Source organism: Sphingomonas sp. URHD0057, assembly GCF_000620665.1.
GTDB lineage: Bacteria > Pseudomonadota > Alphaproteobacteria > Sphingomonadales > Sphingomonadaceae > Sphingomicrobium.
Window position 1 is genome coordinate 282,556 of sequence record NZ_JIAU01000006.1, and the last position, 23,344, is coordinate 305,899.

Consider the following 23,344-nt stretch of genomic DNA (forward strand, 5'->3'; position numbering starts at 1 on the left):
GTGCTGCCAATTGATCAGCACCAAGGCAGTTTCCCACGCACGTACCGGTGCGCCAAACCCTCGCTGATCAGCGTTTCGCCAACGCTCGATCCATTGACGTAAACGAGTCTCAGCTTGCGCCCGTAAATATCCGTGTCCCGGTCAATCGACTGTAGGCTGACGGGACCGCTATTTAGCAACTCATGCAGCCGCTGGGTGGCATTGTCGCCCAGTGCCTTCTCGGAGGGGCACTGCCATTCATGCGTCTCAGGTGCATCGATGTCGGCAATGCGAATGTCTTCGCCCTGAAACCAGAACGTATCGCCATCGACAACGCAGTCCGTACCGCCCCCGGCATAGCAATAACCGAAGCTCGTGATGACTGCCGTACTAGTCGCGGGGACGCTGGTGGAAGCTGGCTTCGCCGCACCGAGAGTCCGCAAAGGCCAGCGGGATTGGCTCAGCCACCCGACAATCACGATAGCTCCGACAGTGAGGGCAAGAATCTTCGTCCGGTAGACCAGGTATGCACCGAGACCGCGCCTAGGTTTTCCCCTGCGGTATCTAGGATGTTGGAAATTGCCCTGCTGCCTCCGCCGTGCGGCAAGCGCAATTTTCTCTTCGTAACTCAACGCGTCGTAGGCAGCTGGACTGAGCCAGTCCATTTCGTAACGCTTGTTGCGATCCCCCATATCGCGACGTTAGTCAGCTCATCATCCGTGTAAATCCCGGACGGACGTTCGCTAGCAACAGTTCGGTGTTCACGAATCGTTCTCATCGCCATATCGCTACAGGGCGATGGCTCGATTCGGGATGACTGACCTGCGGGAAAGGGCCTTGGCGGCGGTGAGTGAAGTCGCAGAACGGGCGCGCGATGAACCGATAGAACGGTCCCTAGCTCTTCGATTTACGTTAGCATTCCTTGCCAACTTCGCAGACGAGCGCTGGCCGTTCGATAATTTTTGGCGGGCTGTAGCTGTGCCCGACGACAAGGTGAGAAGTGCGACAGTCGTGGCCGCGCTAAATGCTATCCGGCGCTCGGTGACTTGAGCTGATTTCGATGGCCGTGATATTCGACCTCAACGGGCAGGAAGCGCTCGGAAGACCCGAGCAAAACCGCCGAGCGCCGCAGCGCCTGAACACGGCGAGCCGCGTCCTCCAGTGACTCAGCTTTGATGTCGAGCATCCAATTCCCGCCTTCATGCTCGTAGGACAGGACAAAATCGCGCATGGCCACACAACGCTCAGCTGGCGCTACGGATGCGCCTAGCCAATCATGAAAAGAATGATCGCCAAGCAAGCGCCCACAATGATCAGCGACCAGCCAGGGTAACTAGCCGGTAGTTGGGAACGGCGCGGAAGCACCGCTGCCGCCCCCTACTTCTTCGGCCGCGGATCGTCCGCCGGGTTGGCGTAGGTGATCGCGAACGGGCCCATCGCGCTGACCTCGACCTGCGCGCCGTCGGCGGTCAGCACCCAGTGGTTCATCTTCGCCTTCATGACCACCTTCTCGCCGGGGCTGAGGCCCTGCGCGGCGGTGCGGTTGAGGCGGTCGCTCATGCCGTAGGCGAGCTTGCCCGAAACGACCGTCACATGCTCGTCGCTCGGGTGCCAGTGGGCCGGGACCGAATAACTGGCCGGCATCTTGATGCCGATGGTGAACATGCCCGCCTTCTCGGGATTGCCCTTGATCACCGCGAAGGTCGCTCCGGCCGGAAGCCCCGGCGGGCCGTCCATCCATTTGAGCTCGGCCGGCGTCGCCGGCGCGGCTTTCTTCACCGCGGCGTGGTGCTTGGTCCTGGCAACCGCCGGAGCGGCGATCACCAATGCGCTCAGTGAAAGAAGAATGAAGCTCTTCATGACATGCCCCCTTTCAAACCCCATCAAAGTGGTACTTTGACGGGAACCCTTCTGTTTCGCTGATTCCCATAGCAAAAGTTGCGGGCCCGGCACACTTCGGTTATGGGCGCCGCCTTCCAGCGAAATCTGGAGCCGATGCGGGAGATTGCCTTCGGGTGATCGCTTGAACCGCTAAACTTGAGGCGAGCCTGCCGAGATTTTTCGAGGGCAGGCCATCAACAGAGTGAGACCATGGCAAAGAAAATCACCGGATACATCAAGCTGCAGGTGCCCGCGGGCATCGCCAATCCGTCGCCGCCGATCGGGCCGGCGCTGGGCCAGCGCGGCGTCAACATCATGGAGTTCTGCAAGGCGTTCAACGCCGCCACGCAGGAGCTCGAGAAGGGCGCGCCGATCCCGACCGTGATCACGGTCTATGCCGACCGTTCCTTTTCGTTCACCACCAAGACCCCGCCCGCGTCCTTCCTGCTCAAGAAGGCGGCGCGGCTGAAGTCGGGCTCGGCCGAGCCGGGCAAGATTTCCGCGGGGACGATCCGCCGCTCCCAGCTGGCGCAGATCGCGGAAGCGAAGATGAAGGATTTGAACGCCAACGACTTGGACGCGGCGACGAAGATCATCGAAGGCTCCGCCCGCGCGATGGGCCTCCAGGTCGTGGAGGGCTAAGGACATGGCACAGCTGACAAAGCGGCAGAAGGCGCTGGCGGGGATCGACCGCGAGAAGTTCTACGGCGTCGATGAGGCGCTAAGCCTGGTCAAGCAGAACGCGACCGCCAAGTTCGACGAGACGGTCGAGGTTGCGCTCAACCTCGGCGTCGACCCGCGCCACGCGGACCAGATGGTGCGCGGCGTCGTCAACCTCCCCAAGGGCACCGGCAAGGCGGTCCGCGTCGCGGTGTTCGCCAAGGGCGCCAAGGCCGACGAGGCCAAGGCGGCGGGCGCGGACGTGGTCGGCGCCGAGGATCTGATGGAGACGATCCAAGGCGGCACGATCGATTTCGACCGCGTCATCGCGACCCCCGACATGATGGGCGTCGTCGGGCGGCTGGGTAAGGTGCTTGGTCCCAAGGGCCTGATGCCCAACCCCAAGCTCGGCACGGTCACCATGGACGTGACCAAGGCGGTGACCGACGCCAAGTCGGGCCAGGTCGAGTTCCGCGTCGAAAAGGCGGGGATCATCCACGCCGGGATCGGCAAGGCGAGCTTCGATGAAGCCGACCTCCAGGAGAACTTCCGCGCGTTCATGGACGCGATCGTCAAGGCCAAGCCGTCGGGCGCCAAGGGCAAGTTCGTGAAGAAGGTATCCGTGTCTTCGTCGATGGGGCCAGGGGTCAAGGTCGACCTCGAGGAGATCGTGGGCGCCTAACGCCTTCGATCGTTTGGAAAATCGGAAGGCCGGGCGTTCGCGTCCGGCCTTTTTCGTTCGTTTTGCCGCACTGCAGCAACGGCTCGCCTGTGTCGGGTCGGTCACAGTTTCCGGCCGAGATCGGCGATTTTGCGAATTCATGAAACCATCCCGCAGCGCACCGGTTTCGAGGGCTCCCCAATCCCCAGAAGACAAAGGGTACAAAATGCAAAAATACTTCCTGCTCGCTGCGGCGGGCATCGCCATTGCTGCGCCGGCGGCGGCGCGCGACGGTTCGGGTTACATCGGTGTCGACGGCGGCATCCTGTTCCCCAAGAGCCAGCACATCAACGGCTCGGTCAACTTCACCGATCCGCTGGTAACCGACATCACCGACCAGCGCGTGGCGACGGTCAAGTTCAAGAAGGGCTATGACGTCGACCTCAACGCCGGTTACGATTTCGGCATGTTCCGGGTCGAAGGCGAGCTCGGCTACAAGAAGGCCAACAACAAGAGCCTGCGCTTCGATCCGACCTTCCTGACCGCGCTTGGGACCGGCTCCGGCAACACCGTCACCGACGCCACGTTCGACCTTAACGGCCACAGCAGCGTGCTGTCGGGAATGGTCAATGCGCTGCTCGACGTCGGCGGCGATAGCGGCTTCGGCGCGTCCTTCGGCGGCGGCTTCGGCCGGGCTCGCGTGAAGTCGCTCGGCGACAGCGACAGCGCCTGGGCATGGCAGCTGATCGCCGGGGTCCGCACCGCGATCAGCCCGAACATCGATGCGGGGCTGAAGTATCGCTACTTCCGCACCGGCAAGCTCGATTTCAGCGATGATGTTGCGTTCGTCGGCACCGGCACAGGAAGCGGCGGCACCGTCTTTCTGGACGCCGGCAATCACTTCAGCTCGCACAGCCTGCTTGCCAGCCTGACGTATAATTTCGGGTCGGCCCAGGAAGCGGCACCGCCGCCCCCACCGCCGCCTCCTCCCCCGCCTCCGGTTGAACCGCCCGCGACGCAGACCTGTCCGGACGGCTCGGTGATCCTGGCGACGAGTGCGTGCCCGGCGGCACCGCCCCCGCCGCCCCCGCCGCCGCCGCCGGTCGAGCGCGGCGAACGCGGCAAGTAAGCGAGTTCGGGAACCCGGGCGGAGCGCCTCGCTTCGCCCGGGATTTTCACCGCTCGATGCGCGCCGGTCTCAACCCCCCGGACTGTGGCGGAATCGACACAGGCCCTTGGAAGATTTTTGCTTGCTGCAACCTTCGTGCTTTGTGCATGTTCGGGTGGGCGACAAGACGACCACTTGAAAGGGGGTATTTCCTGATGCGTAAACTCTTGCTTGCAGCAGCCGCCACGCTGGCCATCGCGGCGCCTGCCGCGGCTCGCGACGGTTCCGGCTACGTCGGCGCCGATCTCGGCGCGCTCTTCCCGCAGCAGCGTCACCTCGACGCAACCATCGATTTCACGAACACCGCGAATACCGACACAAGTCTCATTCGTGCTGGCCGAATTCGGTACAAAACGGGCTATGACGTCGATTTGGTCGGCGGCTACGACCTCGGCCTGTTCCGGGTGGAGGGCGAGCTCGGCTACAAGCGCGCCAAGCATCATAACCTGTTCGTTCCGACTAGTTTTTTGAATGTCGTCAACGGTCAGACCGGTAATAGCTTCGTGGGGGAGGATCTTGACCCGAGTCATCGCGTGACGGTCCTGTCAGGCATGATCAACGGCCTCGTGGACATGGGCGGCGATGAGGGCATTAGCGGCTTCGTCGGTGGCGGCGTCGGTGTCGCACGGGTCAAGGAATTGGGAGACAGCGACAGCGGCTTTGCGTGGCAAATCCTCGCCGGGGTACGCACGGCGATCAGCGAGAATATCGATCTCGGCCTGAAATATCGCTACTTCCGAACCGGTCGTAACAACCTTAGCGACACGTCCGCGATTGCGGCTGGATCGGGCGCCTGCGGCGCCTTGCCGTGTTCGGCGGCGACGTTTGTGACCACGTCAGGCGAGCGGTTTGAATCGCACAGCGTTATGTTGAGCCTGGTTTACAACTTCGCCAGCGCGGCTCCGCCGCCGCCTCCCCCACCGCCGCCTCCGCCGCCACCTCCGCCGCCCCCGGCGACGCAGACCTGCCCGGACGGCTCGGTGATTCTGGCGACGGACGCTTGCCCGCCGCCTCCGCCACCGCCGCCGCCGCCACCGCCGGTCGAGCGCGGCGAACGCGGCCAGTAGGTTACGCTTCAGCGAAAACGGTCCCGGGTGGAGCAGCTGCTCCGCCCGGGATTTTTTGTTGAAGGGATCGCGACCGCTTCCCTGTCGTTTGCAGAATTGATTTTGCGCGGCGGTCGGCAATCCGGCAGCGCGCTCGTGCCGTTTCAAATTCGCTTCGAAAATTGAAGGACTGTCACTGCCGTGAAAATCCGCATTGCCCTGCTTGCCGCCGTCGCCCTGACGGGCGCTCTCTCCGCTTGCCGTTCCACCTCGAGCGAACATGCCGTCGAAAGCGGCACCGACACCGTCGACGCCTCGCTGCCGACCCAATTGCCGCGCACCGCAATCCCCAGTCATTATGCAATCGAGATCACCCCGCACGCCCAAAGCCTGAAGTTCGATGGCACAGCGGCGATCGACCTCAAGGTGATCAAGGCCACGCGCGAGCTCGTCCTGAACGCGGCCGACTTGTCGATCTCCCAAGCCACGCTCACGCCCGATGGCGGACAGCCGGTCGTGGCGAAGGTGTCGGTCGACGCCGACAAGCAGACCGCGACTTTCGCCTTCCCCGCCGACTTGAAGCCCGGCGAATATAAGTTGGACATTGCGTACAGCGGCAAGATCAACACGCAGGCGAACGGGCTATTCGCGCTTGATTATACCAATGTCGACGGTCAGCCGGCCCGCTCTCTGTTCACGCAGTTCGAGGCGTCAGACGCCCGCCGCTTCGTGCCGAGCTGGGATGAGCCCGATTACAAGGCGACCTTCGATCTTACCGCGCGGGTTCCGGCCAAGGACATGGCCGTCAGCAACATGCCTTCAACGGCCTCGAAGGATATCGGCAACGGCTTGAAGGCGGTCACTTTCCAACAAACGCCGGTGATGTCGTCCTACCTGCTGTTCTTTGCCACCGGCGATTTCGACCGCATCACCAAGCAGTCCGCCGGCCGCGAGGTCGGCATCGTCATGTCGCGCGGCAATGGCGACAAGGCGCGCTACGCGCTCGATGCCGAGGCGCAAATCCTCCCTTATTACAACGATTACTTCGGCCGACCCTATCCGCTGCCCAAGCTCGATAACGTCGCCGGGCCCGGTGGATCGCAATTCTTCAGCGCGATGGAGAATTGGGGCGCGATCTTCACGTTCGAAAAGCGGCTGCTGCTCGATCCCGCGATCAGTAGCGAGGCCGACAAGCAGGCGATCTTCGGCGTCGAAGCGCACGAAATGGCGCACATGTGGTTCGGCGACCTCGTCACCATGGCGTGGTGGGACGATCTCTGGCTCAACGAGGGCTTCGCCAGCTGGATGGCGAACAAGACCACCCAGCATTTCCACCCCGACTGGGGCGGCGACATCGACCAGGTCGGCGACCGCGAGCAAGCGATGGAGCTGGATGCGTTCGCGACCACCCACCCCGTCGTTCAGACCATCCGCACCGTCGAGCAGGCCAACCAGGCCTTTGACGACATCACCTATGAGAAGGGTCAATCGGTCATCTCGATGCTCGAGGGTTTCGCGGGTGCAAACGTCTGGCGGCAGGGCATCCGCAGCTACATGGCCAAATTCGCCTACAAGAACACGCGGACCGGTGACCTGTGGGCCGCGGTCGAGGGGGCCGGCGCCAAGGGTCTGATGGCCGTCGCGCGCGATTTCACCACCCAGCCCGGAATCCCGCTCGTCCAGCTAAGCGCGTCTCGTTGCCTCAACGGACAGACCGTGGTCCCGGCGATCCTGGGCCAGTTCTCAAACGACCGGCGGCAGCAGGCGGCGGCAAGCCCGCTCGCCTGGCATATCCCGATCCGGACGTCAGGCGGGTCCGGCGCGCCCAGCCTACAGGTCACGCAGGGCCATAATGCCACGCTGAGCGCGTCCGGCTGCGGACTGCTGTTGGTCAATCCAGGCCAGACCGGCTACTTCCGGGTGCTCTATACGCCCGAACAGGCCGAGGCCTTGCACCGCGCGTTCGCGAACCTGCAGCCGGTGGATCAATACGGCATCCTCGCCGATGCCTTTGCGCTGTCGAATGCCGGTTACCAGCCTTTGTCGCGCGCGATCGATTTGCTCGCCGCAATCCCGGCCAACGCACATGCGAAGGTCGCCGAGCTGGGCAGCAACGATTGGCTCCGGCTGTTTCGCATCATGGACGGAAACCCGGCCGCGCAAGCCGCCATCCGCGACCATGCGGCGCGCGCCTATTGGCCGCGCCTCCAGCGCCTCGGCTTCGCGCCGCGCGACGGCGACAGCCCGCTCGACGCCTTGCTTCGCGCCGAATTGATCGCGAGCCTGGGCGAAGTCGGCGAGCCGCATGTCGTCGCCGAAGGCCGCCGCCTCCTCGACGCCCTGCAGCGCGACCCGAAAGCGATGCCGGGATCGCTAAAAACGGCCTGGCTCGGCGTGATCGCCGAAAATGCGGACGCCCGGACGTGGGACGCGCTTCACCGGATGGCCGTTTCCGCGCGCGGGGCAACCGAGCGTTCGACCTATTATCAGCTGCTCGGACTGGCGAAGAATGACGCGCTCGCCCGGCGTGCGCTCGACCTCTCGATCACGAAGGAGCCGGGGGCTACGGTCAGCGCGGGAATCATCGCCAGCGCAGCGGAAAATCATCCCACGATGGCACTGGACTTCGTGCTTTCCCACCTGGCCCAAGTCACACCCTTCATCGACCTTGCATCGAGCTCTCGCTTCGTCGGCAGCCTGGTCCAGGACAGCGGCGACGCGACGCTGATCCCCAAGTTGCAGAGCTACGCGGCGGCGCACATCAAGGCCGAGGACCGCCGACCGATCAACCACGCCGCCGCGCGCATCAAGTGGAAGGCGGACAATCAGCCGCGCATCCAGCGCGAGACTATCGCCTGGCTCAAAGCCCACCCGGCGAACGGTTAAGGCGCGCTGGTCGCCGTCGCCAGATCGACTTTGTCGGCGGGTACGAGCTCGAGGTTCGGACGCAGGGCGCGCAGCTTGTCGATGAACTTCGACGTGTCGCCGACGATCACCAGCGAGATGCGGTCGGGCTGGAGCATCTTGGCCATCGCCGCGGTCGCACGGCCGCCCGATGTCGCCTGAATCCGGCTCGTGTAGGCCACCGCTTCGGATGGTTCGAGGCCCCGCGCGACGAGACTCGCGACGGTGCCGTTGAAGCCGGCGCTGGTTTCCATCTGGCGCTGGAAGCTGCCGATCAGGAGCGTTCGCCGCTGATCGACGAGGCTGTCGTCCAGCGGCTGGGCCGCGAGCCGCCCGAGCTCGTCGAGAAACACCTTGGCGACGTCGGCCGCGCTTTCATTCTTGGTCTGCGCGCTGGCGACCAGCGTACCTTGGTCGAGGCGCGACGCGAGGCTGCTGTAGGCTCCGTAGCTCAGGGCCCGCTTGACCCGGACCTCGATGAACAGCCGCCCGGTCGAGGAGCCGCCAAGCGCCGAATTGGCAACGGCGGCGTCATAAAATTCCGGGTCGGAGCGCTTGAGGCCCCGGGCAAACGCATAGACCGCCGCCTGACCGGCCCCGGGCAGATCGACGACGAGCGTGCGTCCGGGGCGCTCCGCGCCGGCGAGCGACGGAGGCAGCTGCGGCGCTGCCCCGGCGACCTTCCAGTCGCCCAGGACCTGCTCGGAAATCTGCTGGACGGCGGCGGGGTCGATGCCACCGCTGACGACGACCGTGCTGAGCTCGGGCCGCCACCACTGGCTGCGATAGTCGAGCAGGTCGGCGCGGGTCATTCCCGCCAGGCTGGCAGGCGTGCCGGACTGGGCGATCCCGTACGGCGCATCACCATACGCCACCGGCTGGACCAGCAATGCGGCGAGTGAGCCGGGATCCTTCACCGCCACGGCCAGGCCATCGAGGGCGCGTTTGCGCTCGCGGTCGAAGTCGGCGTCGGGGAATGAGGCGTTGCGGACGATATCGGCGAGGATCGCCGCTGCCGCACCGAGGTTGGCCGTTGGCGCCGTGACCGACAAATAGGTCCCATCCAGGTCGACCTGACCCGAATAGGTCGCGCCCAGCTTTTCAAGTTCGGTGGCGATCTGGTCGGCGCTTCGCGTCGGCGTGCCCTTGTCGGCAATCGCGGCCGCGAGTCCTGCCCTGCCCGCCTTGACGCGCGGATCGCTCGCGGCGCCGGCGCGCACGAGGAGGGTCATGGAGGCCAAGGGCGTCTCGCCGGTGCGCGCGGCGATCACCCGAATGCCGTTTGCGAGGCGAGTGTCGGTTGGCGTTGGCAGGACCACCGGCACCTTGTCGCCCGGACCCGGTAGCGGGTCGCGCTCGGCCTCGGCGCGTAGCTCGTTTGCCTTGCCCTTGGCGGGCGGGACGACGCGAAACTTCGGCAGCGGAGTGGGATTGGCCCAGCCCTTCGGATCGCCGTCGCCCTGGACATAGCGGAAACCCAGCTCATGCTTTGGATTGAGGTAGAGCGCAGCAACGCGCTTGACGTCCGCCGCCGTTACCTTGGCGATGCGCGCCAGACGCTCGTCCGCGAAACGCGGGTCGCCCGTCCGCACGAGCCGCTCGCCAAGCTCGAACGCCCGGTCGGAAAAGGTCTCGCGCGCGCTGAGAGCGGCGGCGAGCAGCTCGTTCCTAGCTTCGAACACCTCGTCCGCCGTCGGGCCTGTGGCGCGCAACGACGCTATGACCTTGGCGAGCTCCGGCGCGACGTTGTCCGGCGTCTTCCCGCCGGCGAGGGTGGCATAGGCCGCAAGATAGCTCTCTTCCTCGGTGTCGTTGAAGTTGGTTCCGACCTCGCTGGCGAGGCCGGTCTTCACGAGCGCGGTGTCGAGCCGGTTGTGCTGCCCCGCCGACAGGATGGCGTCGAGGACCTCAAGCGCGGCCATGTCGCGATGCGCTTCGCCGGGCAGCTGATAGGCCGTGCCGACGACCGGGAGCGGAACGTTGGGACCGGTCGCGGTGACTGTCCGCGCGGCGATCGGCTTGTCCCTGGTGGTGATCGCGAGCGGGATCTTGTTCGGCCGGCTTGGGATTGGGCCGAAATAGCGGTCGACCAGGGCGTTGAGCTTGGCCGTGTCGAAATTGCCGGCGACGACCAGGGTCGCGGTGTCGGGCCCGTAATAAGCTTCATGGAAGGCGCGGGCGTCCTCGAGACTCGCCGAATCGAGGTCCGGGATGCTGCCGATCGTCGGACGGCGATGCGGCGTGAGGTTGTAGACATTCTCGCCAATCGCGAAGTTGAACAGGCGGCCGTACGGCGGCGCCAGGACGCGCTGGCGAAGCTCTTCCTTGACGACGTTGCGCTCGGTCTCGAACACCTCCTTGTCGATGACCGGCCGGGCCATGCGCTCGGCATGGGTCCAGATCATCCGCTCCAGATATTCAGCCGGGACCGTCTCGTAATAATTGGTGCGATCGTACCAGGTCGAGGCGTTGCGCGAGCCGCCAACGTCGTCGACCATCTTGTTGATCGCGTTGTAGGGCATGTTGACCGTCTTGCGGCTGAGGATGTGCTCGAACAAATGGGCGAAGCCCGAGCGCCCGTCGGGGTCGTGCTTGGAGCCGACCTCGTACCACATCGAAGTCATGACATTGGGGGTCGAGGTGTCGCGGATGGCAATCACGCGAAGCCCGTTCTTGAGTTTGCGGTCGGTGAAAGCGATCGCGGGAATGTCCATCGCTGGCGCCGCCGCGCGCGCAGGCGCCGGCGCGGCCGGAAGCGCACTCGTGCATAGCGAAGCGGAAAGCAGCGTAACGCCGCTTATAAGTGTCCCACGGATCATCGATGGCCCCCTGGCGATATGAGAATGGCGCAGAGGTCGGGTGGAGATGCCGTTGCGGCAATCCACGTTCGACGGATGGGCGGCTGCCTCCGACAGGGCGCGAGCAGCTTCGCCTTGATCGCGCGGCGAAATTCGCTATAGGCGCCGCTCCGCACCGGGCTTCGGCCCGATGCACTCGTCCGAGACAGTTGCTGAGGCTCGCCTCTTAATTTGCAGCCTAGACGGGGACAGGAATCATTCGAAGCGGGAAACCGCTTCGTCGTGCGTTGCTCTTACGCGGCGCCAGCGATCCCACCCCACGGACTTTAGTTGTTCAGGCTTGCCTGGGCTTTTGTTGAAGCTCGATCGGGCTCGCCCGGTCGAAACTTTGGAGTTGGCATGGATCGTTCGCAAAAAGCCGATCTGGTCGCCGAGCTGAAGAGCGTCTTCTCCGAGACGAGTGTGGTGGTGATCACCCGCAACCACGGTCTCTCGGTCGCGCAGTCCACGGACCTGCGCTTGAAGATGCGCGATGCCGGGGCCCAGTATAAAGTTGCGAAGAACCGTCTTGCCCTGATCGCGCTCGAGGACACGCGCTACAAACCGATCGGCGACCTTCTCAAGGGACCGACCGCGCTGGCGACATCTGAAGACCCCGTTGCGGCCGCCAAGGTGGCGGTCGAATTCGCCAAGACGAACGACAAGCTCGAAATCGTCGGCGGAGCGATGGGCGATACCATCCTCGACGTGAACGGGATCAAGGCGCTGGCGGCATTGCCGTCGCTCGATCAACTGCGCGCGACCATCGTGGGCCTGATTCAGGCGCCCGCGAGCAAGATCGCACGCACGATCAGCGAGCCTGGCGCGCAACTGGCACGGGTTTTCGGGGCTTATGCCGCGAAAGAGGCAGCATAGTTTTTCGCTTTAGTTTTCACGCACGACACATGGGGCGAAGCCCCGCACAGGAGTAAGAAATGGCTGACATTACCAAGCTGGTCGACCAGCTTTCCGGATTGACCGTTCTCGAGGCCGCGGACCTCGCCAAGGCGCTCGAAGAGAAGTGGGGCGTTTCCGCCGCTGCTGCTGTTGCCGCGGCTCCCGCCGCCGCTGCGGCTGCCGGCCCGGCCGCCGAAGAGCAGACCGAATTCGACGTTATCCTCACCGGCGACGGTGGCAAGAAGATCAACGTCATCAAGGAAGTCCGCGCGATTACCGGCCTGGGCCTCGGCGAAGCCAAGGCGCTGGTCGAAGGCGCGCCCAAGGCCGTCAAGGAAGGCATCAACAAGGCCGAGGCCGAGAAGATCAAGAAGCAGATCGAGGATGCCGGCGGCACCGTCGAGCTGAAGTAAGCTTCGCAGCTTCGCTGAAACAAGGAAGGGCGGCTCCTCGCGGGCCGCCCTTTTCTTATTGAAGATCGTCGAGTGCCGCGCCGAGGCGCTTGAGCCCCCCTTCCAGGAGATCGGTCGGGACACCGAGGCCGACGCGGAAATGGTCGGGCATCTCGAACCAGCTGCCCGGTACGACCGCGGTGTCCTGATGTTCGCGAAGGTGGGCGGCGAGCGGCTCGGTATTGCCGGTCCAGCGCGGAAAGGCGACGATGCCGTGCTCCGCGGGCATGCACTCGAGGTCGGGCCGGCCGGCGACGAAAACGTCGAACAACGCGCGATTGCGGCCGAGCATGGCCGGAGTCTGACCGAGGATTTCATCGAGGCGTTCGAAGGCGATGCAGGCGAGCATTTCCGCCTGATGCGCCTGGTTCACCCCGAACAGGTCGTTGAGCCGCCACATGCGCTCGGCAAGCTCGGGCTCGGCGAGGATCCAACCGCAGCGCAGCCCGCTGAGGCCGTAAACCTTGGTCAGACTGTTGGTGCAGACAAACTCCGGTCCCAAATGAGCCGCGCTGCGCCGGGCCGGGACCGCGGAATCGAGATAGACCTCATCGACCAGCACGCGCGCGTTCGTCTTTCGCGCGAGCTTGGCCAGCGCGCCGAGCTCCGCCTCGTCGGCGAGCGCGCTGCTCGGATTGTGAAGATTGGTGATCACGATCAGGCGCGTTCGTTCGCTCAAACCGGCCGCGACGCGGTCGACGTCGATCCGGAAGCGGTCCTCCGCGCGACGGTCGAAGCGCTTGATTTCGGCACCGAGGAAGCTCGCGATCCCGAGGAGCGGCTCGTAGGTCGGGCGCTCGACCAGCACCTCGTCGCCGGGCGCGATCAATGCCGCCATCGCCAGGAAATTGGCCATCGAGGTGCCGTCCGCGGCCGCCACCTGTTCAGCCGCAACGCCGTAACGCCGGGCTATGGCCTCGCGCAGCGGCGGGTAGCGAGGGTGGCTCGCGCCGTCCATGTCGAGATCCGCGATCGCGATCGGCAGCGAGTCCATGCGGAAGTGCGGGACTTCACTGGCGGTCAGCGCGAAGCGCACGGGCGGTTTGAACTTCGCCCAATGCATGTAATCGGACCCCGTCGCCCTCACGCGGGATTCCGGCTCTTGCGCTGCCAGTAGAGACAGGCCGGCACACCGGCCAGCAGGATGGCGTAGCCGACCAGGCTGTTGGTGAGGTTGTTCCAGACCGTGGCGATGACGGTAACGGCGCAGGCAGCGACGAACAGGCCCGTGGTCAGCGGATGCAGCGGCACCTTGAAGCTGACCGGCTGATCGGGATGGCGCCGGCGGAAAATGAACAAAGCGGCGCCGGTCAGGCCGAAGAAGATGAAATCGACCGAGACGACATAACTGAGGATCTGACCGAACGTCCCGGACAGCGCAATGGCCGCCGCGGCGACGCCCTGCAGAACGATCGCCACGACCGGAACCCGACTCTTCGGGTTGACCCGGGCGACGCTGCGAAAGAACAGCCCGTCCTCGGCCATTGCGAAATAGACCCGCGGGGCGGTCAGCATGCCCTGGCTGAGGAAACCGAGCGCGGAAATGGCGATGCCGATGGCGATCAGGGTGGCTCCGCGATCGCCAAGCGCGAGGCGCATGACGTCGGTCGCGGGCGTCCTGGACGCGGCAAGGCCGACGGGCCCGAGCGCCTGGACGCAAACGAAGGCGACCGCTGTGTAAAGGATGATGACTCCGGCGACCCCGAGCAGCAGCCCGCGGGCAAGGTCGCGCTGCGGATTGCGCATCTCGCCGGCAACGAAGCTCGAGGTCTGCCAGCCGCCGTACGAGAACATCACGGGGGTAAGCGCCGCACCGATCGCGGCGAGCGTCGAGATCGAGCCCGGACCCGCGACATCGGGTTGGGGCGCGACGGCGGGCGCTAGGTAGAGGCCGACAAGCACCAACGCGGCGATGGCCAGGATCTTGAGCACCATGAGGCCGCTCTGGACGTTGCTGCCCGACCGCACACCGAGGCAGTTGATCAGCGTGAGCCCCCCTAAAACACAGACCGCGACAGCGCTCTCGGAAATGGGGAGCTGGACCAGGTTCCCGAAATAGCGTGCGAAGGTGATCGCGACCGCCGCCATCCCGCCCGATTGGATCACCAGCAGCAACGCCCAGCCGTAGAGGAAGGCGGGCATCGGGCCGTAGGCGTCGCGGAGGTAGGCATATTGCCCCCCGACATCGGGCCGGCGCGCCGCAAGCTCGGCATAAACGAACGCCGCGGCGAGCGCGACGAGGCCGCCGAGCACCCAGACGCCGACGACCAGGAACTCGGTATCGACATGCCGCGCGACCTCGGCCGGTGTGACGAAAATCCCCGAACCGATGATCCCGCCCATGACCAGCATGGTCGCGTCGAACGAGCCGAGGCGGCGGACGAGGCCGTGTGGTCCGGGGTCGGCGGGGCGAGAAGCGCTCAAGTCAGACTTGCCGGACTGCGCGCTGCGACGACATGCCGGATCATCACATCAGCGCGAACCGTCCGCAAGCCGCAGTCAGCCTGTGAGTTCGTCCAGAAAGTCGTCGATTGCCGCGGTCGCCGCAGGCTCATCGAGTATCGGTGCGTGGCCAACCCCCGGCACGACCGCGAATTTCGCCCGCAGTGCGACGGCCCTCATTTTTTCGAAGACCTCGGCGCTCAGAAGCTCGCTGATCGCGCCGCGGACCACCAGCAGCGGCTTCTGCGCCAAGGCGACAAAGAGCGGCCACAAGTCGACCTTAGGGGTCGGCGCGCCCTTGAACACATTCGCAATGGCCGCGTCGTAATCGAAAACGACTGCGCCATCGTCCTCGCGGCAGTTGCGGCGGGCCATCGCCAGCCAATCGTCACGCGCATAGCCAGGGTAGGCGGCGCCCTGGTGCCTCGCGAGCGCCTCCGCGGCGTCGTCCCAGCTGGCGAAGCGCTCACCCTTACCAACGTAGCTCTGGATGCGATCGAGCCCGGCCTGAGTGAGTTTCGGTCCGACATCGTTGAGGATCGAGGCGGCGATGCGCTGCGGCGCCGTGACCGCGATCGCCATCGTCACCAGCCCACCCAGCGACGTGCCGACGAAAATCGCCTGGGCAATGGCGAGCTGGTCGAGCAGCTGGATCACGTCACCGGCGTAGGCGAGCGGCGTGTAGCGGGCCGGCAGCGGGTCGCGGTCGCTGTCGCCGCGCCCACGGAAATCGAGCGCAATGACTCGGAAGCGCGGTGAATAGCGCTCTGCGAACGCCTCGAAATCGCGCGCGTTGCGCGTGAGGCCGTGAAGACAGAGGAGCGGCGGTCGATCGTCGCTGCCTGGATAGTCGCGAAAGTGAAGGCGGAGGCCGTCGGCGACGACGACGTAGCCGTCGCGATATCGCGGCTCAGCCACGCGGCGTCAGGTCGCTCGGCGGCGCAAGGCCCTCGCCCACGGTCCTGTCATCCGGCCGCGGCTCGCCATAGGCGACCTTGACCGGCACGAAGCCCGACCAGACGCCGTCCGGGCCCGTCTCGGTCGAAACGCTGCTGTTCACTTTGCCGACCGCTTCGTCGATCGGAACGACGACTATCATCGTGCCGCCGAGGTAGCCGTCAGGCAGCGGCGGGAGCACGGCGGTGCGGCTCTTGCCGACCAGCGATTCGAAAACGTGGGTCATGATCGCCTGCTTCTCCGCTTCGTCCTCGACCGTCCGGCCGCGGCCGTAGACCGTCGCCGAGCGGTACAGCATCGAATGGTCTTCGATGCGCCGGCACACCGCCATGGCGTCGATGATCATGACGTTGATGCAGGCTTCGGCGCCGTTGGCGATGGCATTGAGCAAGCGGTTGGTGGCGAGACCATGGAGAATGAGGTCGCTGCCGATCCGGGCGTGGATCATCGGCTGGACGTGGGGAGCGCCATCGATCGCCACCGCGACCGAGGCAATCAGCGCCTCGTCGAAGATCGCGTGGATCGTCTCGGCGTCGTAGGTTGCACGCTTGGCCCGGCGCCGCATCGTGGTGCGTGTCGTGCGCGGATATTGGTCAACCATGCGCGGGCTACAGCAGATCAGGCGGCCTGAAGAAAGGCCTCCGGTGTCAGATCCTCGGTCGCCAGCGCCCGCTGGACCGTCGGCCGCTCCACGATGCGCTGGGCGAGCGCGGCCCAGCGCGGATAAGCGCTCATGTCGTTGCCGATGCGTCTGCCCCAACGGAAAAAGGTCAGCAGATAGGAATCGGCGGCGGTGAAGTGGCCGTCGACCGCCCAGCCGGTCCCAAGCAGGCCCTCGATTTCCGCAAAGTGGCCGCGAAGCGCTTCGTGGCCGCCGTCGACGATGGTCGGATACGCATCCGTGTCGGCGGTGAAGCGCTCGGGCCGCCACACCTGAGCGAAGGCGATATGGACCGTCGACGCGAACCAGCCGAGCAGCTCGTTGCATCGGGCGGCGGCGAGCGGATCGTCAAGCGGAACCGAACCCGCGGCGCCGAACCGCTGCGCGAGGTAATTCAGGATCGCGATGTTCTCGGTGATGATGCGACCATCAACCTCGAGCGCCGGCACACGGGCGTGCGGATTGATGCGCAGATACTGGGGCGTGCGATGGGCGCCTTCGGCGAGCACGACACGCTCGGCAGTGTAGGGCGCCGCCGCTTCCTCGAGGGCCACGTGAGCGACGAGCGAGCACGCGCCCGGCGAATAATAAAGGATCATTGGCGTTCCCTTCCCGCCTTCGTCAGTGCGGAATTGCGGGCGCCGTCGCCAGTCAGTTCACCTCAAGATTCGATTGAATGTATCTCATCGGTGAAAAGCGCGGCGACCGCTTCAACGAACGGCAGCACCACGGGCAGCTTGGTGGAGCTTGGATTCCACACCGCCCAATAGCTGTATTCGGCCGGCACCTCGCGCTCGAACAGGCGGACGAGGCGGCCGCTGCGAAGGTCGTCGACAACCAGCCGCCCGCGGGCCAGGGCAATGCCGTGACCCGCGGCGGCAGCCTCCACCGCGAGCGCGCTGTCGTCGATGTAGAGCGCGTTGCCGGAACGCGACGGGTCGGGCGCGGCAGGATCAAGCCACAATCGCCAGCTGCTTTCCGGGTGGTGGATCAGGACATGGTCGGCAAGCTCCGTCTGGTCGCGCGGCCACTCGCCACGGTTGTAGGTTCGGCTGACGACCGGGAACAGCATCTCGTCGCCGAGGAAGCGCGTCTGGACCCCTCGCCATCCCCCCGGCCCGAAGCGAATGGCAAGGTCGATGTCGCGGTCGAGATCGGCCAGCGCGGTCGTGCAACGAAGATCGAGCATCATGCCCGGCGCCGCGGCCTGCAACCGGGACAGCACCGGCAGGAACAGGCGCTCGGCGATCGACGCCAGGGTCGAAATGACCAGCCGGTCGCGCGCCCGCCACGGCGCCGTGTCGAAGGCATCGGCGAGCAAGCCGAGGCTGAGGCGGACGCGCGCGGCGAGCGTCCGCCCGGCCGCCGTCAGCGCGACCGCGCGGCCTTCGCGAGTGAACAATTGCTGATCGAGCCTTTGCTCAAGCGCCTTGATCGCGTGACTGATCGCGCCTGGCGTTAGGTTGAGCTCGTCGGCGGCCCGAGTGAAGCTGGCATGGCGCGCCGCTGCCTCGAACGCCGCGATCGACCGCAGTGACGGGGGACGGACGGCCACCAAGGCCAGATGGCGGAATGATGAACTTCGTTCAACCAAAACGTGAGCATGTTCCGCTTTCCGCGACGCCCGGGTCGAGGCAGTTCGGAGCGATGCAAATTCAGGGCTACGATCATGTCGGCATCCGTGTCAGCGACCGCCAGCGCGCGCTGGAGTTTTATGCCAAGCTCGGCTTCACGCTCGACCCCGAGTTCAGCAATGAGCGGGCAGCGGAAATTCTCGCGGCGGATGGAACGCGCATCAACCTCATCTTCAACGGGGTCGCTCAGTCCATGGCGCACAACGTGTTGCTCGACGAGCCGGTCAAGCTGCCCGGCTACACGCACGCCGCGTTCATCGTCGATCGGCTCGACGACCTCCTCGCCTGGGCCGCGCGCGAAGAGGTCGCGGTGACCGAAGGCCCCGTCGATTGGGACCGGCGGATGACCTGCTTCATTCGCGATCCCGACGGAAATGTGCTGGAGTTCAACGAGCTGAAGTCGCCCGCGCCACGCCAATGAAGGGACGCCCATGTCATTGCAGCTGTGGTTCGCTTACGCGCTGATCCTGTTCCTCTTCTCGATCACTCCCGGTCCGGCGGTGATCCTCGCCTCGAGCCGCGGCGCCGCCCGCGGTTTCGCCAGCGGGATGGCGGTGGTGGTCGGGATCATGCTCGGCAACATGGTCTATATGGGATTGTCCGCCTTCGGCCTCGGGGCGATCGTGCTCCGCTCCGAGCGGCTGTTCCTGGCGATCAAATATGCCGGCGCCGCGTACCTGCTGTTCGTCGGCCTGCGGGCGCTGCGCGACGCGTGGCGCAACGCGCCGGACGCGGCCGTGCCGAAGCCCTGGACGCACCCTATCTGGCAGGGCGTCAGCAACCAGCTCGCGAACCCGAAGGCGATTCTCTATTATTCGGCGATCCTGCCCCAGTTCGTCGATTACCGCTCGGCATCGTTCGTCGGGACGATCCTGCTGCTTGCGGCCACCGAATGGTTGGTCGAGGTCCCGGTGCTTGCCGCTTATGTCGCGCTGGCGGCGAACGCGAGGCGCATCGCTTTCCGCCGCCCGTCGCGAATGCCGCAGGTCGCTTCGGGGCTGGCGCTGGTAGGGGTTGGCGCGTCGGTTGCGATCGGCTCCAACCGCTGAACGCTCTGACCGGGAGGGACGATGGATCCGCTGGATGATGAAGTTGGCCCGGCATTGGACCGGGTCCAACGCTACTCGCTCTCCCACCTCGCGGCGCTGGGAGAATCTCGGGCGGCGACGAATCCACGGTCCCGGGACCCGCTCGGCCTTCCCGCCGCCGGAACCGGCGCGCTCGCGGCGATCGACGAACTGATCGCGCGGTACGGCGATGAATTCTCGGGGAGCCCGGGCCCGCGTTACTGGGGCTTCGTCAACGGCGGCGTCACTCCCGCCGCGCTCGCCGGCGACTGGCTCGCCTCGGCGATCGACCAGAATGCGCAGCTCAACGGCGACGGCGCGGCGGCGTTCATCGAATATGAAACGCTCGGCATGTTGCGCACGCTGTTCGGCCTGCCCGAAACATTCCACGGCGTGTTCGTCACCGGCGGGACGATGGCGAACCATGTCGGGCTCGGGATCGCACTGCAGCGCCTCGGCGCGAGGCGTGGCATCGATGCCAGCCAGCATGGCGTCGCTGCGCTGGGTGAGGTGCGGATCGTTACCGGCGAGAGTCATTCGAGCATCGCCAAATCGGCCGCCATGCTCGGGCTTGGACGCGACGCGGTTACGCAAGTGCCGCGTCTCGACGGGCGCGAGGCGGTCGATCCGCGCGCCATGGCCGAGGTCCTGCAGGCCCATCGGGATGCCGCGCTGATCATCGTTGCCAATGCCGGCACCGTCCTGACCGGGGATTTCGACGACATCGGCGCGCTGGCCGACCTCGCCGAGCGGTTCGGCGCGCATCTCCACGTCGACGGCGCGTTCGGCGCCTTCGCGGCTTGCTCGCCGGCGCATCGGCACCTCGTCGAGGGGATGGAGCGCGGCGACACGGTCGCCTCGGACGGACACAAGTTCCTGAACGTGCCGTTCGACAGCGGCTTCGTCTTCGCCCGTGCGCTCGAGCCGCAGATCGAGATGTTCAAGAATGTCTCGAGCTATCAGGCGCCGCCACGCCTCGACCCGCAGCATCTGATCCACCTGAGCCCGCAGAATTCGCGCCGGCTACGCGCCCTTCCCGCCTGGATCAGTCTGCGCGCCTATGGCGCCGGCGGATATCGCGCGATCGTCGAGCGCTGCTGCGGCCTTGCCGCGGCGCTGGGCGAGCGGATTGCGGCGGCCGACGGGTTCCGCCTGCTTGCGCCGGTGCGCTACAACGTCGTCGCTTTCCAGCTCGTTCGGCCAGATGGCGAAGGAGCAAGCGCGGACGAGACCGGTGCATTTCTCGACCGGATCCGCGACGACGGGCGCGTGTTCGTCACGCCCGGCAACCTTCGCGGCACGCCCTGCGTCCGCCTGGCGATGGTCAATTGGAGCACGACCGACCGCGACATCGATATCGCCATGTCGGCCTTCGAAGATTGCTGGGCGCGTCAGGACGCCGGAAGCTCGGTGAAGACATAGACATGCTGCCCATCGCGCGTCGTTAAAGTGCGCTTGCCCGCCGCATCCTTGCCGACCACGAAGTCGAGGTCCTGGAAGCCCGGCTCGATCGTCACCAGGGATTCGGTCTTGTCGTCATTGTGGCGAACAGCGACGTCGCCCGACCAGGCCGGCGCGATCAGCCGCACCGCGTCGCCTTTCCGCGTCACGGTGAGCGTGCCGAGGTCGGCGTTGCGGTAGGATTGGGCAAGACCCGACGCGATCGGCGCCGGGACCGGATTGACGAGCTTGCTTCGCCATTGCGCTTCTTCGGCGTCGGTGCGCTTCACCTGAGCGTCGACGTCCGCGACGGCTTCGGGCTTGCCGTCGTAGAGCAATTCCAGAAGGCGGCGCATGAACGGCCGCCGCATCGCCGGCCCATTGTCCGCATTGGTGAGCAGAACCGCGCCGACCTGCGCCGAAGGAATGGCGTACATGTCGCTGTGGTAGCCCTCGAGGTCACCGCCGTGATGGATCACCGGCACGCCCCACGTCGAATCCTCCATCAGCCCCATGCCGTAATATTGGTCCTCACCGATCGGCACCGTGCGTTCGCGACGGGCGAGGAGGTTGGCCGGCGACATCATCGCTTTGCCATTGGCAAGCCTGCCCTCGCTCAACTCGTTCTCGATGTAGAGGATCATGTCATGCGGGCTCGACCATGCGCCCCCGGCCGGACGGAACGGCAGGAACGCATAGTTCACGTCTTGTGAGGTGACCGCGACATTGCCGTGAACGTCATTGCTGTGCGGGCTCGCGTGATCGCCTTTCTGCCCCTCCTCCATCGACAGCGTCGTGTCGTGCATGCCGAGGGGGTCGAAGATCACTTCCTGCATGGATTGATCGAACGCGCGACCAAGCTCCAGGTCAGGGTGGAGGAGATGCGCACCAATGTAGCCGGCCGCCGACGCCATCAGATTGTTGTACTGGAACGTCTCGCCGAAGCCGCTGGTCGGCTCGGTCCCGGCCAGGATCTTGAACGTCTCCGACGCCGGCGTGTTGCGGGTGGTGTTGAACACCATCTCAAAATCCTTGCGCGGCAATCCGGTGCACGCGCAGACCAGGTGCTTGATGAGGACGCTGCGCGTCGTCTGGTCGCTGCCAAGCCGGAATTGCGGGTAAACCTGGATCACCGGCTCGTCCCAGCGAAGTTTGCCCTCGTCGACTAGCTTCGCGAGCAGGAGCGTTGCCATGCTCTTGGTGTTCGATGCGATCATGAACTTCGTATGCGCATCGATCGGCTCGGGCTTGCCGATCTCGCGGACGCCGACCCCGCCTTCGTAAACGATTTTGCCGTGATCGATCAGCGCCAGGCCGACGCCGGGCACTTTAAGGCCAGTCGCCGCGGACCGGACAAAGTCGATCAACTGGGCAACGCGCGCCTCGTCGAGCGGATGCGCCGTGCGGCCGGTGAACATCTCCCTCTGGTACCCGGCTGGACGCATGCTCTGGAGCACGAGGTTGACCGCCGCCGCACGCTTCTCGGACGTTGCCTCGCTGCCGTCGATGATCGCCACCGTCCACGACTTGCCGAAGCGCCGGGCAACGCTCGAGATCGCCAGATGCTCGTTGGGAGACGTTTCATAGTCGATGACGGTCGATTGTTCCCAACCGTTGCGGCCAGGCCGCTCGGTCGCCAGCTTGAAGGGATGAATGCCCTGCGGCCTATAGGCCTTCCAGGCCGCGTCAGCGGCCGCCTTTCCATCGGCCGCGGGGCCGACCTCGACGAGGGCGATCGCGAAGTTGCTTTCGGGCGCCGTCAAAACGGTCACGTCCCCCGAGGGATGCGCCTGTTGCCACGCCGGCGGCATCGTGAAGGTCGTCTTCGGGGCCGGAGCTGCCGCCACCGGCGGCTCAGTGGCAAATGATGGCGACAGCGGGACCAAGGCAAAGGCGCAGGACGCGAGAAATAGACCGGCTGCTTTCATGACGAATCGCCCCCAAGTGGCGAGAAGGCTGCGGCATTTCCCAAGCAACCGCAACTGGTTCTGCTCGCCCGGATGTTCGCAGCGCTTGAGGATTTCGCGATGCGAGCTAGGTTCGACGTCGGGGTTGATAGGGGACTTTCGATGAACCAGGCGACTTTGCGCTACGGCATCCCGTTGGTGGTGCTGGCGACGCTGGCAGCGCTGCTGGTGGCAATGCACAGCGCGAGCCAGATGTTGCTGACGCCTCCGTCCGGCGGATTCATCGGGATCACGATGCTGATCTGTGCCGCAATTGCCTTTTACGCGGCGTATATGCTGGCAGGTGACTTGCCGTCCCGCCTCGCTCGCCGGCTGATCGTGATCGGGGTCATGGCCTTTGCGTTCTACGCGGGAGGAGAGACGTCTCGCGGTCTCTACGCGATCAACGCCTTCGGAAATGGGCCGGCAACGGTCGCCAAAGAGCCGTGGATGACCATCAATGGCCACGGCAGCTCCATCACCCTGACGAACGCCGCTCGTCGCAAGTCGATTACGCTTCCGGCAACGGCCGACGCGGCGCTCGCCGCAAGGCCAGGGAATTGCGTGAACGTGGAGGTCGAACGTTCGGCCTCTGGCGCTGAACGGATCGCCAAGTCCCGGGGCGCCATCCAGGCGACTGACATTTCGGTCTGCTGATCCTCTTGCAAGGCCGGCAATAACCACTATATCGGCCCAATCCAACAAATAGACG

At 65.3% G+C, this 23,344-nt stretch carries 23 protein-coding genes; 12 read left to right on the forward strand and 11 right to left on the reverse strand.

From position 1 onward, the window contains the following. Nucleotides 1-14 precede the first annotated feature (14 nt). The 3 genes from N539_RS18125 to N539_RS0105390 all read right to left on the reverse strand — a co-directional run bounded on the left by N539_RS18125 (nt 15) and on the right by N539_RS0105390 (nt 1,839). Nucleotides 15-671: a thermonuclease family protein gene (locus N539_RS18125; protein WP_231462892.1), complete on the reverse strand. Its 657-nt coding sequence runs from the start codon at nt 669-671 to the stop codon at nt 15-17. 335 nt (nt 672-1,006) lie between these two features. Next, complete coding sequence (locus tag N539_RS0105385; protein ID WP_156029771.1) at nt 1,007-1,165, reverse strand: hypothetical protein; 159 nt, start codon at nt 1,163-1,165, stop codon at nt 1,007-1,009. Between the two features lie 191 nt (nt 1,166-1,356). Continuing rightward, the gene (locus N539_RS0105390) at nt 1,357-1,839 is read right to left on the reverse strand and encodes a cupin domain-containing protein (protein ID WP_028969437.1); all 483 of its coding nucleotides are present in this window, start codon (nt 1,837-1,839) and stop codon (nt 1,357-1,359) included. Nucleotides 1,840-2,070: 231 nt separating this feature from the next. Here N539_RS0105390 and rplK point away from each other — a divergent pair, with 231 nt between their 5' ends. The 6 genes from rplK (at nt 2,071) to N539_RS15650 (ending at nt 8,281) form a co-directional block, all read left to right on the forward strand. Next, complete coding sequence (rplK, locus tag N539_RS0105395) at nt 2,071-2,502, forward strand: 50S ribosomal protein L11 (RefSeq protein ID WP_028969438.1); 432 nt, start codon at nt 2,071-2,073, stop codon at nt 2,500-2,502. Nucleotides 2,503-2,506: 4 nt separating this feature from the next. Beyond that, on the forward strand, nt 2,507-3,202 hold the full coding sequence (gene rplA, locus N539_RS0105400) for a 50S ribosomal protein L1 (protein ID WP_028969439.1): 696 nt from the start codon (nt 2,507-2,509) through the stop codon (nt 3,200-3,202). Between the two features lie 205 nt (nt 3,203-3,407). Then, on the forward strand, nt 3,408-4,310 hold the full coding sequence (locus tag N539_RS15640; protein WP_051531463.1) for an outer membrane protein: 903 nt from the start codon (nt 3,408-3,410) through the stop codon (nt 4,308-4,310). A 194-nt stretch (nt 4,311-4,504) separates the two neighbouring features. Continuing rightward, nucleotides 4,505-5,416 carry an outer membrane protein gene (locus N539_RS15645; protein ID WP_197018350.1) on the forward strand — a complete coding sequence of 304 codons (912 nt, stop codon included), beginning with the start codon at nt 4,505-4,507 and terminating at the stop codon, nt 5,414-5,416. 27 nt (nt 5,417-5,443) lie between these two features. Then, nucleotides 5,444-5,581: a hypothetical protein gene (locus N539_RS18400; protein ID WP_156029773.1), complete on the forward strand. Its 138-nt coding sequence runs from the start codon at nt 5,444-5,446 to the stop codon at nt 5,579-5,581. A 15-nt stretch (nt 5,582-5,596) separates the two neighbouring features. Beyond that, nucleotides 5,597-8,281, forward strand: a complete 2,685-nt coding sequence (locus N539_RS15650) for a M1 family metallopeptidase (RefSeq protein WP_051531469.1) — start codon at nt 5,597-5,599, stop codon at nt 8,279-8,281. On the opposite strand, the gene N539_RS0105425 is transcribed toward N539_RS15650, so the two are convergent. Beyond that, a complete protein-coding gene (locus N539_RS0105425; RefSeq protein WP_197018351.1) occupies nt 8,278-11,013 on the reverse strand; it encodes a M16 family metallopeptidase in 2,736 nt (911 codons plus the stop codon). The two genes, N539_RS15650 and N539_RS0105425, sit on opposite strands and share 4 nt — an antisense overlap. Nucleotides 11,014-11,496: 483 nt before the next feature. On the opposite strand from N539_RS0105425, the gene rplJ reads away from it, so the two are divergent. After that, nucleotides 11,497-12,012 (forward strand): 50S ribosomal protein L10, encoded by a 516-nt coding sequence (gene rplJ / locus N539_RS0105430; protein ID WP_028969441.1) that lies wholly within the window; start codon nt 11,497-11,499, stop codon nt 12,010-12,012. Between the two features lie 59 nt (nt 12,013-12,071). Further along, nucleotides 12,072-12,446, forward strand: a complete 375-nt coding sequence (rplL, locus tag N539_RS0105435; RefSeq protein WP_028969442.1) for a 50S ribosomal protein L7/L12 — start codon at nt 12,072-12,074, stop codon at nt 12,444-12,446. A 55-nt stretch (nt 12,447-12,501) separates the two neighbouring features. On the opposite strand, the gene N539_RS0105440 is transcribed toward rplL, so the two are convergent. The 6 genes from N539_RS0105440 to N539_RS15655 all read right to left on the reverse strand — a co-directional run bounded on the left by N539_RS0105440 (nt 12,502) and on the right by N539_RS15655 (nt 18,100). Continuing rightward, nucleotides 12,502-13,572, reverse strand: coding sequence for a pyridoxal phosphate-dependent aminotransferase (locus N539_RS0105440; RefSeq protein ID WP_028969443.1), 1,071 nt, complete (start codon nt 13,570-13,572; stop codon nt 12,502-12,504). Continuing rightward, the gene (locus N539_RS0105445; protein WP_028969444.1) at nt 13,569-14,909 is read right to left on the reverse strand and encodes an APC family permease; all 1,341 of its coding nucleotides are present in this window, start codon (nt 14,907-14,909) and stop codon (nt 13,569-13,571) included. Before N539_RS0105445 ends, N539_RS0105440 begins: the two co-directional genes overlap by 4 nt. A 75-nt stretch (nt 14,910-14,984) precedes the next feature. Further along, nucleotides 14,985-15,845: an alpha/beta fold hydrolase gene (locus tag N539_RS0105450; RefSeq protein WP_028969445.1), complete on the reverse strand. Its 861-nt coding sequence runs from the start codon at nt 15,843-15,845 to the stop codon at nt 14,985-14,987. Then, nucleotides 15,838-16,485, reverse strand: coding sequence for a pyridoxamine 5'-phosphate oxidase family protein (locus N539_RS0105455; RefSeq protein ID WP_028969446.1), 648 nt, complete (start codon nt 16,483-16,485; stop codon nt 15,838-15,840). Before N539_RS0105455 ends, N539_RS0105450 begins: the two co-directional genes overlap by 8 nt. Nucleotides 16,486-16,502: 17 nt before the next feature. Then, nucleotides 16,503-17,144, reverse strand: a complete 642-nt coding sequence (locus tag N539_RS0105460; protein WP_028969447.1) for a glutathione S-transferase family protein — start codon at nt 17,142-17,144, stop codon at nt 16,503-16,505. A gap of 62 nt (nt 17,145-17,206) precedes the next feature. Further along, on the reverse strand, nt 17,207-18,100 hold the full coding sequence (locus N539_RS15655; protein WP_051531472.1) for a LysR substrate-binding domain-containing protein: 894 nt from the start codon (nt 18,098-18,100) through the stop codon (nt 17,207-17,209). 92 nt (nt 18,101-18,192) lie between these two features. Between N539_RS15655 and N539_RS0105470 the strand changes: the two genes are divergently transcribed. From N539_RS0105470 to N539_RS0105480, 3 genes are read left to right on the forward strand one after another with little or no spacing between them, the layout of a single operon-like run. Beyond that, on the forward strand, nt 18,193-18,600 hold the full coding sequence (locus N539_RS0105470; protein ID WP_028969448.1) for a VOC family protein: 408 nt from the start codon (nt 18,193-18,195) through the stop codon (nt 18,598-18,600). Between the two features lie 10 nt (nt 18,601-18,610). Next, nucleotides 18,611-19,228, forward strand: a complete 618-nt coding sequence (locus N539_RS0105475) for a LysE family translocator (protein WP_028969449.1) — start codon at nt 18,611-18,613, stop codon at nt 19,226-19,228. 21 nt (nt 19,229-19,249) lie between these two features. Beyond that, nucleotides 19,250-20,668 carry a pyridoxal phosphate-dependent decarboxylase family protein gene (locus N539_RS0105480; RefSeq protein ID WP_028969450.1) on the forward strand — a complete coding sequence of 473 codons (1,419 nt, stop codon included), beginning with the start codon at nt 19,250-19,252 and terminating at the stop codon, nt 20,666-20,668. Here N539_RS0105480 and N539_RS0105485 read toward each other — a convergent pair. Next, the gene (locus N539_RS0105485) at nt 20,638-22,533 is read right to left on the reverse strand and encodes a serine hydrolase domain-containing protein (protein ID WP_197018352.1); all 1,896 of its coding nucleotides are present in this window, start codon (nt 22,531-22,533) and stop codon (nt 20,638-20,640) included. The genes N539_RS0105480 and N539_RS0105485 overlap by 31 nt on opposite strands. 222 nt (nt 22,534-22,755) lie before the next feature. Between N539_RS0105485 and N539_RS0105490 the strand changes: the two genes are divergently transcribed. Continuing rightward, a complete protein-coding gene (locus N539_RS0105490; protein ID WP_156029774.1) occupies nt 22,756-23,289 on the forward strand; it encodes a hypothetical protein in 534 nt (177 codons plus the stop codon). The last annotated feature ends 55 nt before the right edge of the window (nt 23,290-23,344 follow it).